This window comes from Pseudomonas sp. C9-3, assembly GCF_032392015.1.
GTDB classification, from domain to species: domain Bacteria; phylum Pseudomonadota; class Gammaproteobacteria; order Pseudomonadales; family Pseudomonadaceae; genus Pseudomonas; species Pseudomonas nitroreducens.
On the sequence record NZ_CP135919.1, the window covers coordinates 1,085,625 to 1,099,128 of the forward strand.

The window sequence follows — 13,504 nt, forward strand, 5'->3', positions numbered from 1 at the left end:
CTCCTCAGCGGCTCGGCACTTCGCCCACTACGGTGGTGCGATACATCTCCCGGCGCATGCCGTGGTAGTCCGACACCGGGTAGTGCCAGGTGCTGCGGTTGTCCCAGATCGCCAGGGTGCCGGCCGTCCAGCGCATGCGGCAGGTGAAGGCCGGCTGGGTGGCGATGCCGAACAGGTAGTCCAGCAGCGGTTGCGACTCGGCCGGGCGCATGCCCTTGATGCCGCTGGTGTAGGCCGGGTTGATGTAGAGGACTTTCTTGCCGGTCTCCGGGTGTTTGATCACCAGCGGGTGCGAGCGCACTTCGCCATCGTGGCTGCCGTAGCGCACCGCCATGTTTTCCATCAGGTCGTTGTGCTTGGCCTCGGCGCCGTAGGCGCGCTCCGGGCTGTGGATGGCGTCGAGGGTTTCCAGTTGTGCGCGCAGCTTCGGCGACAGCCATTCGTAGGCCAGCGCCAGGTTGGCGTAGAGGGTGTCGCCGCCGAACGGCGGGATGTCGTGGCCGTAGAGCAGGGTGAAAGCCGGCGGGCGCTCCTGGAACGACCAGTCACTGTGCCAGGCGCCGCCGAACACCACCGGGGTCTTCTCGTTGGCTTCCTTCACCACCCGCACCACATGCGGGTGATCTTCCATGCCGACCACATAGGGCTCACGGCCGAATTCGCCGAAGCGCAGGGTCACGGCTTCGAGGTTTTCCACGCTCAGGTCCTGCCCGCGGATGAACAGCACCTTGTGCGCCAGCAGTGCCTGGCGCAGTTCGGCGTAGCCGTCGTCGCCCAGGGTGGTCAGGTCCAGGTCGCTGACGTCCGCGCCGATGGCGCCGGTGGCCGGGACGATGCGGAAGTGCTTGTACTCGGCGGCGCGGTTCTGGCTGGGCAACGCGTAGAAGAACTCGAACATGGGGAAGCCTCTTGTGAGTGTTATTGGCACCTCAAGCATGGCCAGCGCCGTCACTTTCTTCCATGATCAAGTCCGCCAAAAATTGACTTTTCCCGCCATGCGGCGGACAACGAGGAATTCGTGATGGACTGGCGCCAGACCCGCGAAATCACCGGAGTGCAGTACCTGCTCGACAGCGCTCGCGACGAAGGCATCGACGCCGATGATTGCCTGGTGGGCAGCGCCATCTCGCCAGCCGACCTGCAGGCGCGCGCCGGGCGCATCCAGGCGTGGCAGGAGCTGGCGGTGATCCGTAACCTGTTGCAGCGCCGGGACAGGCCGGGCCTGGGTTTGGCCACCGGGCGGCGCTATCACCTGACGTCGCTGGGGTTGCTGGGTTTCACCATGCTCGCCAGCCGCACCCTGCAGGAAGCCTTCGAAACCTTCGGCCGCTACCAGAGCCTGGCCCTGACCCTTTGCCCCGTAAGCAGCGAGGCGGAGGCGCGCGGGGTGTGGCTGGTGTACGACGATCGCGTGCTGCCCGAGGATGCCCGTGCCTTCGTGGTGGAGCGCGGCATCGCCGGTTGCTGGCAATTGTCCGGCGAATTGCTACAGCGGCCGCTGCAGCCCCTGGCCATCGAACTGCGCTGCCCGGCGCCAGCCGATGCCAGTGTGTTCCGCGACATCTTCGGCATCGAGCCGCTGTTCGAGGCGCCACGCAACGCCATGCTCTTTGCCCTGGAAGACCTGCAGGCGCCGCTGCCGCAAGCGCAGATCAGCGCGCGCGACAGCGGCGAGCAGCTCTGCGAGCGCCTCTGTGGAGAGTTGGCGCTGACCCTGGCCGCCACACCGACCGCGCGGCAGGTCCAGCAACTGCTGTTGCGTGATTCCGCCAGCCTGCTCGGCGCTGCCGCAGTGGCCGAGCGGCTGGGTCTTTCCGAGCGCACGCTGCAACGGCGCCTGGCCGAGGAGGGGCAGAGCCTGCAGGGGCTGAACGACGGCATCAAACGGCGTCTGGCCGAGCGCCTGCTATGCGAATCGCGGATGGATCTGCATGGCATCGCGCAGTGCCTGGGCTACGCCGAGGCGGCGAGTTTCTCCCGCGCTTTCCAGCGCTGGACGGGGCAGTCGCCCGGTCGTTGGAAGCGTCAGTCCGGAACCCTCCCGGCGCCCTGAAGTCGAACCGCCCGCGACGCCTCTGGAACGGGCGAAAGCCGCGAGATAGAGCCTTGCTGTGTGGCCGATTGCCATCGGTCGCGGGTTAATTTCGCGTGTGGCCCATCCGTTCCCCTGAAGAGGCGCGTCGCTTTTTTCGCGAGGCGACCGACAAGAAAAAGGAGAACCCATGTCCTCAGCAACCTGCCTGCGCGCGTGCCTCGGAAGGCGCGGCGCGATGACCTTCAGCGCACTGCATTGGCCGGCGTGAGCCGCCCTCCAACCCTTGCACCGGCACCGCGCGAGCGGCGCGGCCGCGTGCCCCTGGCCGGGCATCCGGCCGTCATCCGAGCATTGAGGGAATCAATGAGCAAGACCTTCCGACTGGCCGCCGTGGCCGGCAGCCTGCTGGCTTCCGGACTACCCGCGCTGGCCTATGGCGCCGAACTCGAGGCGCAGATCCGCTGGACCCGCTACGGCATCCCGCACATCCAGGCCAGGGACGAACTGGGCCTGGGCTACGGCATCGGCTACGCCTATGCCCGCGACAACGCCTGCCTGCTGGCCGAGGAAGTCCTCACCGCGCGGGGCGAACGCTCGCGCTACTTCGGCGTGGACGGCAAGTCCTCCGCCGGCATCGGCAACCTGCCCTCGGACTTCTTCTACACCTGGCTCAACGACAACGAATCCCTGCGTCGCCTGCGCAGCGCCCAGCCGCAGCCGATCCGCGACCTGCTCGATGGCTACGCGGCCGGCTACAACCGCTGGCTGTGGGATACCCAGGCGGCCGGCACGCAGTGCGCGGGCAAGGCCTGGCTGCGCCCGCTGGAGAGCGATGACCTGCTGCGCCTGACCCGCCGGCTGCTGGTGCAATCCGGTGCCGGGCAGTTCGCCGAGGCGATGATGGCAGCGGCGCCGCCGGGCCAGGCGACGTCCTCCATCGTCAGCGACGGCGAGGTGCTGGCGGCGATGGAGCGGCGCGAGAACTTCCACCAGAACCACGGCAGCAACGCCGTCGCAGTGGGCAGCGAGCGTTCTGTGGACGGCAACGGCCTGCTGCTGGCCAACCCGCATTTCCCCTGGTTCGGCGCGCTGCGTTTCTACCAGATGCACCTGACCATTCCCGGCCAGCTCGATGTGATGGGCGCTTCGCTGCCGGGCATGCCGCTGGTGAATATCGGCTTCAGCAAGGACCTGGCCTGGAGCCATACGGTGGACACCTCTAGCCACTTCACCTTGTATCGACTGGACCTCGACCCGCAGGACCCGCACAGCTACCGCGTCGATGGCCAGTCGCGGCCGTTGAAGGAAGTCACCCTGCGCGTGCGGGTACGTGAGGCCGACGGCCGCGTGGGCACGCGCAGCCACACACTGTACGAGTCCGAGTACGGCCCGCTGCTCAGCGTGCCCGGCAAATTCCCCTGGAACGCCAATGAAGCCTTCGCCGTGCGCGACGCCAACCTGGGCAACGACCGCGTGCTGCAGCAGTGGTACGCCATCGATCACGCGCGCAGCCTGGATGAGCTGCGCGACAGCGTGGAGCGGGTACAGGGGATTCCGTGGGTCAACACCCTGGCCACTGACGCTGAAGGCAAGGTGCTCTACCTCAATCAATCGGTGGTGCCTTACCTGAGCCAGCAACAATTGGCCGACTGCGCGATCCCCGCGTTCCAGAAGCAGGGCCTGCCGGTTCTGCAGGGCGGACGTCGCGCCTGCAACTGGTCCAGCGCACCGGGGGCGCGTCATGCCGGCCTCACGCCGCCGGAGCAGATGCCGGCGCTGGAGCGCCAGGACTTCGTGCAGAACTCCAACGACAGCGCCTGGCTGAGCAACCCGGCACAGCCGCTGACCGGTTTCTCGCCGCTGGTGAGCCGCGATTCGATCCCGGTCAGTGCCCGTGCGCGCTTCGCCCTGGAGCGCCTGAAGGGCGACGGCAAGATCGGCCCGGATGACCTGCAGAAGTTGGTCACCGACAACCGCGTCTACGTGGCCGACCTGCTCCTCGACGACCTGCTGCAACTGTGCAGGCCAGCCCCGGCGGGCGCGGAGACGGCCTGCGCCGCGCTGGGCTCGTGGGACCGCCACGTCAACCTCGACAGCAATCCCGGCTTCGCCTACTTCCAGGCCTTCGTCGCGCGCTTCCTGAAGATCGAGGGTGGCTGGCGCCTGCCCTTCGATCCCAAGCTGCCGCTGGCCACGCCCTCGGGCATCGCCCTGGACAAGCCGGAGGTGCGCCAGCAGGCGCAGCAGGCCCTGGTGGCCGCCGGGCAGGAAATCGACGCCCGCAAGATCCAGGCAGATGAGACCTGGGGCGAGCTGCAACTGACCGGCGACCAGGCCAATCCCCTGGGCATCCCCGGCGGCACCGGCAACGAGGGCGTGTACAACGCCATCACTTCGCAGTGGCAGGGCGACCATTACCGCGTGCTCAGCGGCAGCAGCTATATCCAGCTGGTCGACTTCACCGCCGACGGGCCGAAGGCGCGCGGGCTGCTGGCGTTCTCGCAGTCCAGCGAGCCGGGCTCGCCGCACCATCGGGACCAGACGGAGCTGTTCGCCCGGCAGCAATGGCCGGAGCTGCCGTTTACCGACGAGCAGATCAAGGCCGATCCGGAGCTGAAGGTGATGGAGTTGCGCGAGCGGTGAGCTGAGCTCACGGATCTTGTAGGAGCGAGCTTGCTCGCGAACGGTGCTCTCCGGCAGCTCGGAGCTGTGCGGTTCGCGAGCAAGCTCGCTCCTACAGGCCGATCACTGGCACGGCGACCGCTGTCACCAGCCTGACACCGTCGGGGCCTAGTCTGGCGGCAAAGCCCCGACGCGTAGGCCGCCGCCATGCCCCTGACCAATGAATCCGTGATCCGCCGCATCCACCGCGAACTGCTCGACCACAGCGACGAAGAGCTGGAGCTGGAACTGCTGGAAGACGTGCGCAACCTCGACGAACTGTTCGACGAGCACGCTGACGTCGACGAGGAGAAGCTCGCCCGCCGTCGCTACTTCAGCGAGCTGTTCCGCCTGCAGGGCGAGCTGGTGAAACTGCAGAGCTGGGTGGTGAAGACCGGCCACAAGGTGGTCATTCTCTTCGAGGGCCGTGACGCGGCGGGCAAGGGTGGCGTGATCAAGCGCATCACCCAACGCCTCAATCCGCGCGTGTGCCGGGTCGCCGCGCTGCCCGCGCCGAACGATCGCGAGCAGACCCAGTGGTACTTCCAGCGCTACGTCTCGCACCTGCCGGCGGCGGGGGAGATCGTCCTGTTCGACCGCAGCTGGTACAACCGCGCTGGCGTCGAACGGGTCATGGGGTTCTGCAACGACGAGCAGTACGAGGAGTTCTTCCGCAGCGTGCCGGAGTTCGAGCGCATGCTGGCGCGCTCGGGCATCCAGCTGATCAAGTATTGGTTCTCCATCTCCGACGACGAGCAGCACCTGCGCTTCCTCAGCCGCATCCACGACCCGCTCAAGCAGTGGAAGCTCAGCCCGATGGACCTGGAGTCACGCCGGCGCTGGGAGGCCTACACCAAGGCCAAGGAAATCATGCTGGACCGCACCCATATTGCCGAGGCGCCCTGGTGGGTGGTGCAGGCCGACGACAAGAAGCGCGCGCGGCTGAACTGCATCAGCCATCTGCTGAACCTGATTCCCTATGAGGACGTGGAGCATCCTTCAGTGGTCCTGCCCGCGCGGCAGCGCAACGAGGATTACTCGCGCACACCGACCCCGCGGGAAATCGTGGTGCCAGAGGTTTACTGAAGCTGGTTGGGCAGAGCTTTTCGTAGGAGCGAGCAAGCTCGCGAACCTGGCCGATTGCCGCAGTGTCAGGCGGTTCGCGAGCAAGCTCGCTCCTACAGCGTCCAGTGCCTGGCGTTGAGACATAACTTGTAACATTCCCCGCCGATCATGACCGGGACATCCCCCACGCGGACTCCCAGCATGACCACCGACACCCTGGCCGCCGGCGACCTTCCCGTCTCCGAAGCACGGCCCCATCTGGATCGCAAGCCCGGCCGCATTACCGCCTTCATCTTCTTCGCCGTGCTCGCCGTCGGCCTGCTGTTCTCGGCCTGGAGCCTGGTGCGTGACGTCGACGACGTCACCACTGCGGTCACCACCTGGACGCCGTTCCTGCTGCTCGGGGTCGCCCTGTTTATCGCCCTGGGCTTCGAGTTCGTCAACGGCTTCCACGACACCGCCAACGCAGTGGCCACCGTCATCTATACGCACTCGCTGCCGCCGCACTTCGCGGTGGTCTGGTCGGGCTGCTTCAACTTCCTTGGCGTGCTGCTCTCCAGCGGCGCGGTGGCCTTCGGCATCATCGCCCTGCTGCCGGTGGAGCTGATCCTGCAGGTCGGTTCCTCGGCCGGTTTCGCCATGGTCTTCGCACTGCTGATCGCCGCCATCCTGTGGAACCTCGGCACCTGGTGGCTGGGCTTGCCGGCGTCGTCCTCGCACACCCTGATCGGCTCGATCATCGGCGTGGGCATCGCCAATGCGCTGATGCACGGCCGCGACGGCACCAGTGGCGTCGACTGGGCGCAGGCGACCAAGGTCGGCTACTCGCTGCTGCTCTCGCCGCTGATCGGCTTCGTCTGCGCCGCGCTCCTGCTGCTGGCGTTGCGCCTGCTGGTAAGGAACCGCGCGCTGTACAAGGCGCCCAAGGGCAAGACGCCGCCGCCGTGGTGGATTCGTGGCCTGCTGATTCTCACCTGCACCGGCGTCTCCTTCGCCCACGGCTCCAACGACGGGCAGAAGGGCATGGGCCTGATCATGCTGATCCTGGTCGGCACCCTGCCGATGGCCTACGCGCTGAACCGCACCATGCCGGCGGACCAGACCGTGCAGTTCGTCGCCATCGCCGAGGTCACCCAGCAGGCGTTGGTCCGCGCCGCGCCGCAGCCGGCCCCGGCCGACCCGCGCGCGGTGCTCTCGGAATACGTGCGCACCAAGGAAGCCAAGCCGGAGCTGATCCCGTCGCTGGCGGCGCTGACCGGCGCCATCGGCGCGGAAGTGAAGGGCTACGGCAGCCTCGCTCGCGTGCCGGCCGAAGCCATGGGCAACGTACGCAACGACATGTACCTGACCAGCGAAGCGATCCGCCTGATGGACAAGGACAAGGTCGGCAACTTCGACGCCGACACCACCAGCAAGCTGGCGGCGTTCAAGGGCAAGATCGACGAGTCGACCCGCTTCATCCCGCTGTGGGTGAAGGTCGCCGTGGCCATCGCCCTCGGCCTGGGCACCATGGTCGGCTGGAAGCGCATCGTGGTCACCGTCGGCGAGAAGATCGGCAAGACCCACCTGACCTACGCCCAGGGAGCTTCGGCGGAGCTGGTGGCGATGATGACCATTGGCGCGGCGGACATGTACGGGTTGCCGGTATCGACGACCCACGTGCTGTCTTCCGGGGTGGCCGGCACCATGGCCGCCAACGGCTCCGGCCTGCAGATGCGCACTATCCGCAACCTGCTGATGGCCTGGGTGCTGACCCTGCCGGCGGCCATCGTGCTCTCCGCTTCGCTGTACTGGCTGTTCACCCACCTGTTCTGATGGCGGGTGACTCAGTGAAAACGCCGCTCCACGGAGCGGCGTTTTCATTCTGCGCATCCGCACGTGTGCGCACCATTTTCCCGGCGTGGGCCTTTGTAGGATGGGTGGAGCGCAGCGATACCCATGCTGTCGGTATGCCGATTTGATGGGTATCGCTGCGCTCCACGCCATCCTACGTCGTGCTCATCCCGTTACTCCGTTCGGTGGCTTTAGCAACGGCCCCATTCTGGCCCGCTTGAAATATCGAACGCGTGGTGCGTATTTTGTACGGGCTAGCGCACCTCGCGCGGCGTCCTGTGACACGGACAAGAAGAACAAGGATAAGAAGTCATGAGTAACGATCTAGGAATCCCGCTCGCCGAACGCCTGGCTGGAGTGGAAGAGATCGAGTGCGTCACCCCCGACCTCAACGGGGTGCCGCGTGGCAAGGTGATGACCGGAGAGGGCTTCCTCACCGGGCGCCGGCTGCAACTGGCGCGTGGCGTCCTGCTGCAATGCATCATGGGCGGCTACCCGCCGGCCAAGTATTACGGCAGCGACGACGGTGACCTCGCGCTGATCGCCGAGCCCACCCAGATCCACCGCCTGCCCTGGAGCGACGAACCCCGCGCCTTCGCCATCTGCGATGCGGTGGAGCTCGACGGCAAGCCGTCCGGCCTGTCCACCCGTGGCCTGCTCAAGCAGGTCGTGGCGCGCTACGCCGAGCGCGGCTGGAGCCCGGTGGTGGCGACCGAACTGGAGTTCTTCGTCTTCGCGCCCAACCCCGACGCCAACGAAGCCTTCCAGGCGCCGGTCGGCCTCGATGGTCGCCGCGAGATCGGCCACTCGGCCTTCAGCGTGTCCTCCAACAACGGCCTGCGACCGTTCTTCCAGGACGTCTACCGCTGCATGGAAGCGGTGGGGCTGGAACGCGACACCTTCATGCACGAGATGGGCACCACCCAGTTCGAGATCAACTTCCTGCACGGCGACCCGGTGCTGCTGGCCGACCAGACCTTCCTCTTCAAGCACCTGCTCAAGGAAGTCGCGCTCAAGCACGGGCTGATCGTGGTGTGCATGGCCAAGCCGCTGGCGCACACGCCGGGCAGTTCGATGCACATCCACCAGAGCGTGGTCGATGGTGAAGGCCGCAACATCTTCACCGATGCCCATGGCGAGGCCACGCCGGCGTTCCGCCATTTCATCGGTGGCCAACAGGCGTGCCTGGCGGACTTCACCCTGCTGTTCGCGCCGAACGTGAACTCCTTCCAGCGCCTGTGCCACCCCTACGCGTCGCCGAACAACGCCTGCTGGTCCCACGACAACCGTGCCGCCGGCCTGCGCATTCCGGCCAGCGCACCGGTCGCCCGGCGAGTGGAAAACCGCCTGGCCGGCGCTGACGCCAACCCCTACCTGGCGATTGCCGCGAGCCTGGCGGCCGGCCTGCACGGCATCGAGCAGGCGCTGGAGCCCACCGCGCCGATCCAGGGTGAGTTCGAGGTGCCGGACGAGCTGCTGCTGCCGTGCACGATGTACGACGCGATGCAGCGCCTCAAGCGCAGCGAACTGGCCCGCGAGGTATTCGGCAACGAGTTCATCGACGGCTACTGCGCGACCAAGTCAATGGAGCTGACCAGCTTCTTCGACGAGATCAGCCCCTGGGAGCGCCGCGTACTCGCAGCCCAGGCCTGATGTCGAAAGTCTGATGTCAAAGTCGTGAGTCGCGTGCCCGCCGACACAGCTGCGGCGAAAGTCTGATGCAGCTGTGATCGGCGTCTATCTCCAGGCGATCTTCAAGCCATCCTCGTTCATCCCGCCGGTATCCTTCGAACTGGCCCGCATCACCGGGCGCGACACTCGCTATTCCGGGCCCGGCAGGGCTCTCGACGCGCCGATTGGCAGCCTCTAATGTGTCACGGCAAGTCCCGCTTTCCGCTGCCCGGACACTGTGCCGGGGTTGTTCTGGACCAGGAGGTCCAATGCTTCGGATCGTCACTGCCTTCCGCGCTCTGTACTTCGCCGCCGTCATGCTCCTGACCGGTTCCGGTCTGCTCAGTACCTATCTCGCCCTGCGCCTGGGCGCCGAGAAGGTCGACGGGCTATGGATCGGCGCCATGATGGCCGCCTACTATCTTGGCCTCGTCCTCGGCGGCAAGATCGGCCACCGGCTGATCGCCCGCGTCGGCCATATCCGCGCCTACGTCGCCTGTGGCGGGCTGGTCACCGCCGCGGTGCTGGGCATCGGCCTGCTGCCGTGGATCGGCTTCTGGCTGGTGCTGCGGGTCGCCATCGGCCTGGGGATGATGTGCCAGTACATGGTCATCGAGAGCTGGCTCAACGAGCAGGCCGAGGCGCGCCAGCGCGGGCTGGTGTTCGCCGGCTACATGGTCGCGTCGTACCTGGGGCTGGTACTTGGCCAACTGGTGCTGGTGGTGCATCCGGGCCTGGGCCCGGAGCTGCCGATGCTGATTGCGCTGTGCTTTGCGCTGTCGCTGATCCCGGTGGCGATCACCCACAAGGTCCACCCCGCGCCGCTGCGCCCGGCGCCACTGGAGCCGCGCTTCTTCATCCAGCGGGTGCCGCAGTCGCTGACCACGGTGCTGGTGTCGGGGCTGGTGATCGGTTCGTTCTACGGCCTGGCGCCGCTCTACGCGGTGCGCCAGGGCTTGAGCACCGAGGAAATCGGCCTGTTCATGGGCGGCTGCATCTTCGCCGGCCTGGTGGTGCAGTGGCCGCTGGGCTGGCTGTCGGATCGTTATGACCGCGCGGCGCTGATCCGCAATGCCGCGATACTGCTGCTGGTGGTTGCCCTGCCGCTGGCCCTGCTGCCGGTGCTGCCGCTGCCGCCGATGACGCTGGCCTGGCTGTTGCCGCTGGGCTTCGTGGTCTGCCTGGTGCAGTTCACCCTCTACCCGCTGGCGGTGGCGTTCTCCAACGACCACGTCGAGGGCGAGCATCGCGTCTCCCTCACCGCCATGTTGCTGGTGACCTTCGGTGTCGGCGCCTGTATCGGCCCGCTGGCGGCCGGCGCGCTGATGAAAGCTTTTGGCGCCAACATGCTCTACGCGTTCGTCTGCGCCTGTTCGTTGATCCTGATCTGGCGCGTGCACCCGGAAAAAGTCAGCGGCGTACACCGGGTCGACGAGGCGCCGGTCAAGCACGTCGCCACGCCGGACAGCCTGGCGTCCTCGCCATTGTCCGCCGCGCTCGACCCGCGGGTCGACGAGGCCGCCGTGGAAGAGCAGATGAAGGGCAACGACAACAGCGCGCCGGTACCCGAGAAGGGCACGGAAGCAGAGGAAGAAAGCCGGCCCGCGTGAGGCCGAGAGGGAAGGGCGGCAGGTGCTTGCCGCCCCGCAGGGACTAGAACAGTTCGTCCTTCTCGAAGCGTCGGGCTTCGCGCTGCAGCTGGTAGACGAAGCGCTCGATGTTGCGCTGGGCCAGGCCGCTCATCTGGTGGAAGCGTACGCCAGCGAAGCTGTAGCCGACCTTTTCCTCGAAATGCACGTGGCGCAGTTCGACTTCCATGGTCAGGGCGCCAAAGGGCAGGCGCGCGGTGAATTCCTCGTAGATCTGGCCGGGCTGCAGGCGCTCGGCGGCGTTGCCTTCCAGGCGGATCTTGCAGCCGGTGGCAGAGATATCGATCAGGTTGCCCTTGAGCGGCGCCTTGAGCTTGCTGCCGGCAATTTCCACGGCCACCGGCTGGCCCTGCCCCACGGGGGCGCGGAAGGCATTGCGGCGCTGGTGATAGAGCATCTCGGTCGGCACCGGCAGCCAGTAGCAGCGGGCACCGTCGATCTCGGAGAAGAAGGCGTTCTGGGTGTTCTCCCAGGCAATGCGCACGCCTTCATGGAAGGCCTCGATACGGAACTGCTCGCCGTTCTGCAGGAAGCGCTCGCCATCGTTGGGGATCAGTTCGTCCAGGGCGACGATGTTGCGCTCGCGGTTGACCTCGACGACAAAGCTCTGGAAGCGCTGGCCGCGCCCTTCGAAGGTGATGACCAGGGGATCGTGACTGTCCATCAGTAATTTCAGGCTGGCGTGGATCTCCACCGGAGCTTTCAGGACCTTCGGTGGTTGAGGGCCATTTTCCTCGACGAACGGATTGGACACGGTCCGCGAATCTCCATTGTGTTTGTTATGAGTAAGGCACGGGGCAGGATCGATAGTGGCATTTTGCCCAAAGGCTGGCTGCCAGGCCAGCTTTCCGACGAACGCTCAGGCCTGGCTCAGCGGACGCTGGCGGTTGCCCTGGGTCGAACCGCCGTAGCGGTCATAGAGGCGTGGGGTGTCCTGGCCGCGCAGGATGTCGAGCGTGCGCTCGGTGCTGGCCTGGCCGGAGCGGATGATTCGGCCGTTGCGCTGGTTGGCTTCCTGGCAGCGTTCCAGCAGCGCACCCAGTTCCTCCGCGCGTGCGGGGAGCAGAGGATTGCCGGTGGCCTGGGCGATCTGCGCGAGCCCTTCGCGATCCACGCTGACGCCGGCCTGCAGCAGTGCCTGGGCGCGGATGCGGCCATTCTGCTCAAGCTGCTGCAGAAGCGGCAGCTTGCCGTCGAGCAGCTTCTGCAGCTGATCGAGATCCCGCGCTTGCAGCGCCTGGTACTCGTCGTCGATCAGTTGCAGCAGGGTGCTGGCTGCTTCGATGTCGCCGTTGATCAGGGAAAGCAGGGCGTCGGACATCTTGGGCTCGGCGTTCTAGCGGTTGACCAGGCGCTGAGTGAACTCAGCGCTGGGATTCGAAATCGAGCAGCTTGCTGGCGACTTTCTGGCTGTCGACCTGGTAGCTGCCGTCAGCGATGGCCGCTTTGATGCGAGCCACTTTCTCGTTGTCGACCACGGGCTGGTCCTTCAGTTGATCGCTTACTTTCTGTAGTTGCTGCGCGGTATCGCTCAGCTGTACCGACTCGCCGCTCTTGACCGGGGCGTTGACGGAGGCATTCTCTGCGGCGGCTTCGCTGCGACCGCTCTGGGCAGCACTGCTACGGCCAGTGCTGGCTGTCGTAGAGGCTGGGTTCAGCCGGTTGAAGTCGATGACCATGGTGGAAACCTCTGGAGGTATTGGACGCTTGCCAAGCTTTTCGGCCGTCCTGGGAGAAACTTTAGGCCGAATTTTCGTGCGCCCGAGCACATTTTGCAGATGGCTGCGTTCATCATGCCAGAAAATCGCCGGGGCCGAGCGCTACAGGCTGACTTCCACGGTCCCCGGCTCGACCACGCGAGCCCTGACGATACGCTGGGAGCGCAGGTTGCGCACGCGGATCTGCTCGCCGGGCACCCCGTCCGAGAGCGCTTCGCCGGGCATGAATACGTTGATCGCATTGGTCTTGGCGCGAATCACCACCTGGTCGCCCTTGCGCACGGCCGCTGCCTGTTCGAGGAACACCGGCGCCAGTACCTGGTCGTTGACCGTCGGGCGCTTGAGCTTCATGCCGACCACCTGCTGTGGATCGGTCAGGTAGCCCTGGTTCAGTTGGCCGACGTCGCGCTCGACGACGCTGATATCGCCTGGCTCGATGACCCGGTTGCGCTGCAGGGGCAGGGTGGTGACGACAACTTGACGGTACAGCCTGACCGTCGCCGGAACGAATACCGTCCAGGGAGAGCTGCCTTCGCAGATGACCCGCACGGTGACCCGACCAACGGGTTGCGCCGGGCTTTCCAGCTTCTGCGTCAGGTCCTTGTCGCACTGCGCCAGGCGCAGCCGGGGGTCGATGCGGGCGACTTCGATCTCGTAGCGTGCGTCTATGCCGGAAGTCTGCAGATAATCTTCCACCTTGAACTCAAGAAAGCCCTGGGTGGAGCCGATAAGGATCTCAGGCGCGGTGAAGCCTTCCGCCCCAGCCGGGGAGAGGGTCAGCGCACCCGCCATTCCGAGTAGCGCAGCCACCAGGGCGCGCGCGGGTCTCGGATGTCGGAAAAATGTCGTTGCCTGTTTCATGCAACGGTTTA

The 13,504-nt window shown here is 66.2% G+C and carries 11 protein-coding genes; 6 read left to right on the forward strand and 5 right to left on the reverse strand.

Annotated elements, in window-relative coordinates:
* Positions 1-4: 4 nt before the first annotated feature.
* Positions 5-898, reverse strand: coding sequence for a TauD/TfdA dioxygenase family protein (locus RS899_RS04840; protein WP_054909395.1), 894 nt, complete (start codon positions 896-898; stop codon positions 5-7).
* Positions 899-1,021: 123 nt separating this feature from the next.
* Between RS899_RS04840 and RS899_RS04845 the strand changes: the two genes are divergently transcribed.
* The 6 genes from RS899_RS04845 to RS899_RS04870 all read left to right on the forward strand — a co-directional run bounded on the left by RS899_RS04845 (position 1,022) and on the right by RS899_RS04870 (position 10,875).
* On the forward strand, positions 1,022-2,053 hold the full coding sequence (locus RS899_RS04845; RefSeq protein WP_315809219.1) for an AraC family transcriptional regulator: 1,032 nt from the start codon (positions 1,022-1,024) through the stop codon (positions 2,051-2,053).
* Positions 2,054-2,398: 345 nt separating this feature from the next.
* Positions 2,399-4,678 carry an acylase gene (locus RS899_RS04850; RefSeq protein WP_315809220.1) on the forward strand — a complete coding sequence of 760 codons (2,280 nt, stop codon included), beginning with the start codon at positions 2,399-2,401 and terminating at the stop codon, positions 4,676-4,678.
* A gap of 186 nt (positions 4,679-4,864) precedes the next feature.
* A complete protein-coding gene (gene ppk2 / locus RS899_RS04855; RefSeq protein ID WP_315809221.1) occupies positions 4,865-5,782 on the forward strand; it encodes a polyphosphate kinase 2 in 918 nt (305 codons plus the stop codon).
* 180 nt (positions 5,783-5,962) lie between these two features.
* A complete protein-coding gene (locus RS899_RS04860) occupies positions 5,963-7,576 on the forward strand; it encodes an inorganic phosphate transporter (protein ID WP_315809222.1) in 1,614 nt (537 codons plus the stop codon).
* A gap of 432 nt (positions 7,577-8,008) precedes the next feature.
* Positions 8,009-9,247, forward strand: coding sequence for a glutamine synthetase family protein (locus RS899_RS04865; protein WP_175405539.1), 1,239 nt, complete (start codon positions 8,009-8,011; stop codon positions 9,245-9,247).
* A 287-nt stretch (positions 9,248-9,534) separates the two neighbouring features.
* The gene (locus RS899_RS04870) at positions 9,535-10,875 is read left to right on the forward strand and encodes an MFS transporter (RefSeq protein WP_054909390.1); all 1,341 of its coding nucleotides are present in this window, start codon (positions 9,535-9,537) and stop codon (positions 10,873-10,875) included.
* 43 nt (positions 10,876-10,918) lie between these two features.
* Here RS899_RS04870 and RS899_RS04875 read toward each other — a convergent pair whose 3' ends face one another.
* The 4 genes from RS899_RS04875 to flgA all read right to left on the reverse strand — a co-directional run bounded on the left by RS899_RS04875 (position 10,919) and on the right by flgA (position 13,493).
* Positions 10,919-11,668, reverse strand: coding sequence for a flagellar brake protein (locus RS899_RS04875; protein WP_054909389.1), 750 nt, complete (start codon positions 11,666-11,668; stop codon positions 10,919-10,921).
* Between the two features lie 105 nt (positions 11,669-11,773).
* The gene (locus RS899_RS04880) at positions 11,774-12,235 is read right to left on the reverse strand and encodes a flagella synthesis protein FlgN (protein ID WP_054909388.1); all 462 of its coding nucleotides are present in this window, start codon (positions 12,233-12,235) and stop codon (positions 11,774-11,776) included.
* A 43-nt stretch (positions 12,236-12,278) separates the two neighbouring features.
* Positions 12,279-12,593: a flagellar biosynthesis anti-sigma factor FlgM gene (flgM, locus tag RS899_RS04885; protein ID WP_024764336.1), complete on the reverse strand. Its 315-nt coding sequence runs from the start codon at positions 12,591-12,593 to the stop codon at positions 12,279-12,281.
* A 141-nt stretch (positions 12,594-12,734) separates the two neighbouring features.
* Entirely contained in the window at positions 12,735-13,493 is a 759-nt protein-coding gene (gene flgA / locus RS899_RS04890; protein ID WP_052239092.1) for a flagellar basal body P-ring formation chaperone FlgA, read from the reverse strand.
* Between the last annotated feature and the right edge of the window lie 11 nt (positions 13,494-13,504).

Coding starts and splice junctions, on each gene's coding strand:
- RS899_RS04840 (WP_054909395.1), bottom strand. CDS start 898: ATGTTCGAGTTCTTCTACGCGTTGCCCAGCCAGAACCGCGCCGCCGAG.
- RS899_RS04845 (WP_315809219.1), top strand. CDS start 1,022: ATGGACTGGCGCCAGACCCGCGAAATCACCGGAGTGCAGTACCTGCTC.
- RS899_RS04850 (WP_315809220.1), top strand. CDS start 2,399: ATGAGCAAGACCTTCCGACTGGCCGCCGTGGCCGGCAGCCTGCTGGCT.
- ppk2 (WP_315809221.1), top strand. CDS start 4,865: ATGCCCCTGACCAATGAATCCGTGATCCGCCGCATCCACCGCGAACTG.
- RS899_RS04860 (WP_315809222.1), top strand. CDS start 5,963: ATGACCACCGACACCCTGGCCGCCGGCGACCTTCCCGTCTCCGAAGCA.
- RS899_RS04865 (WP_175405539.1), top strand. CDS start 8,009: ATGACCGGAGAGGGCTTCCTCACCGGGCGCCGGCTGCAACTGGCGCGT.
- RS899_RS04870 (WP_054909390.1), top strand. CDS start 9,535: ATGCTTCGGATCGTCACTGCCTTCCGCGCTCTGTACTTCGCCGCCGTC.
- RS899_RS04880 (WP_054909388.1), bottom strand. CDS start 12,235: ATGTCCGACGCCCTGCTTTCCCTGATCAACGGCGACATCGAAGCAGCC.
- flgM (WP_024764336.1), bottom strand. CDS start 12,593: ATGGTCATCGACTTCAACCGGCTGAACCCAGCCTCTACGACAGCCAGC.
- flgA (WP_052239092.1), bottom strand. CDS start 13,493: ATGAAACAGGCAACGACATTTTTCCGACATCCGAGACCCGCGCGCGCC.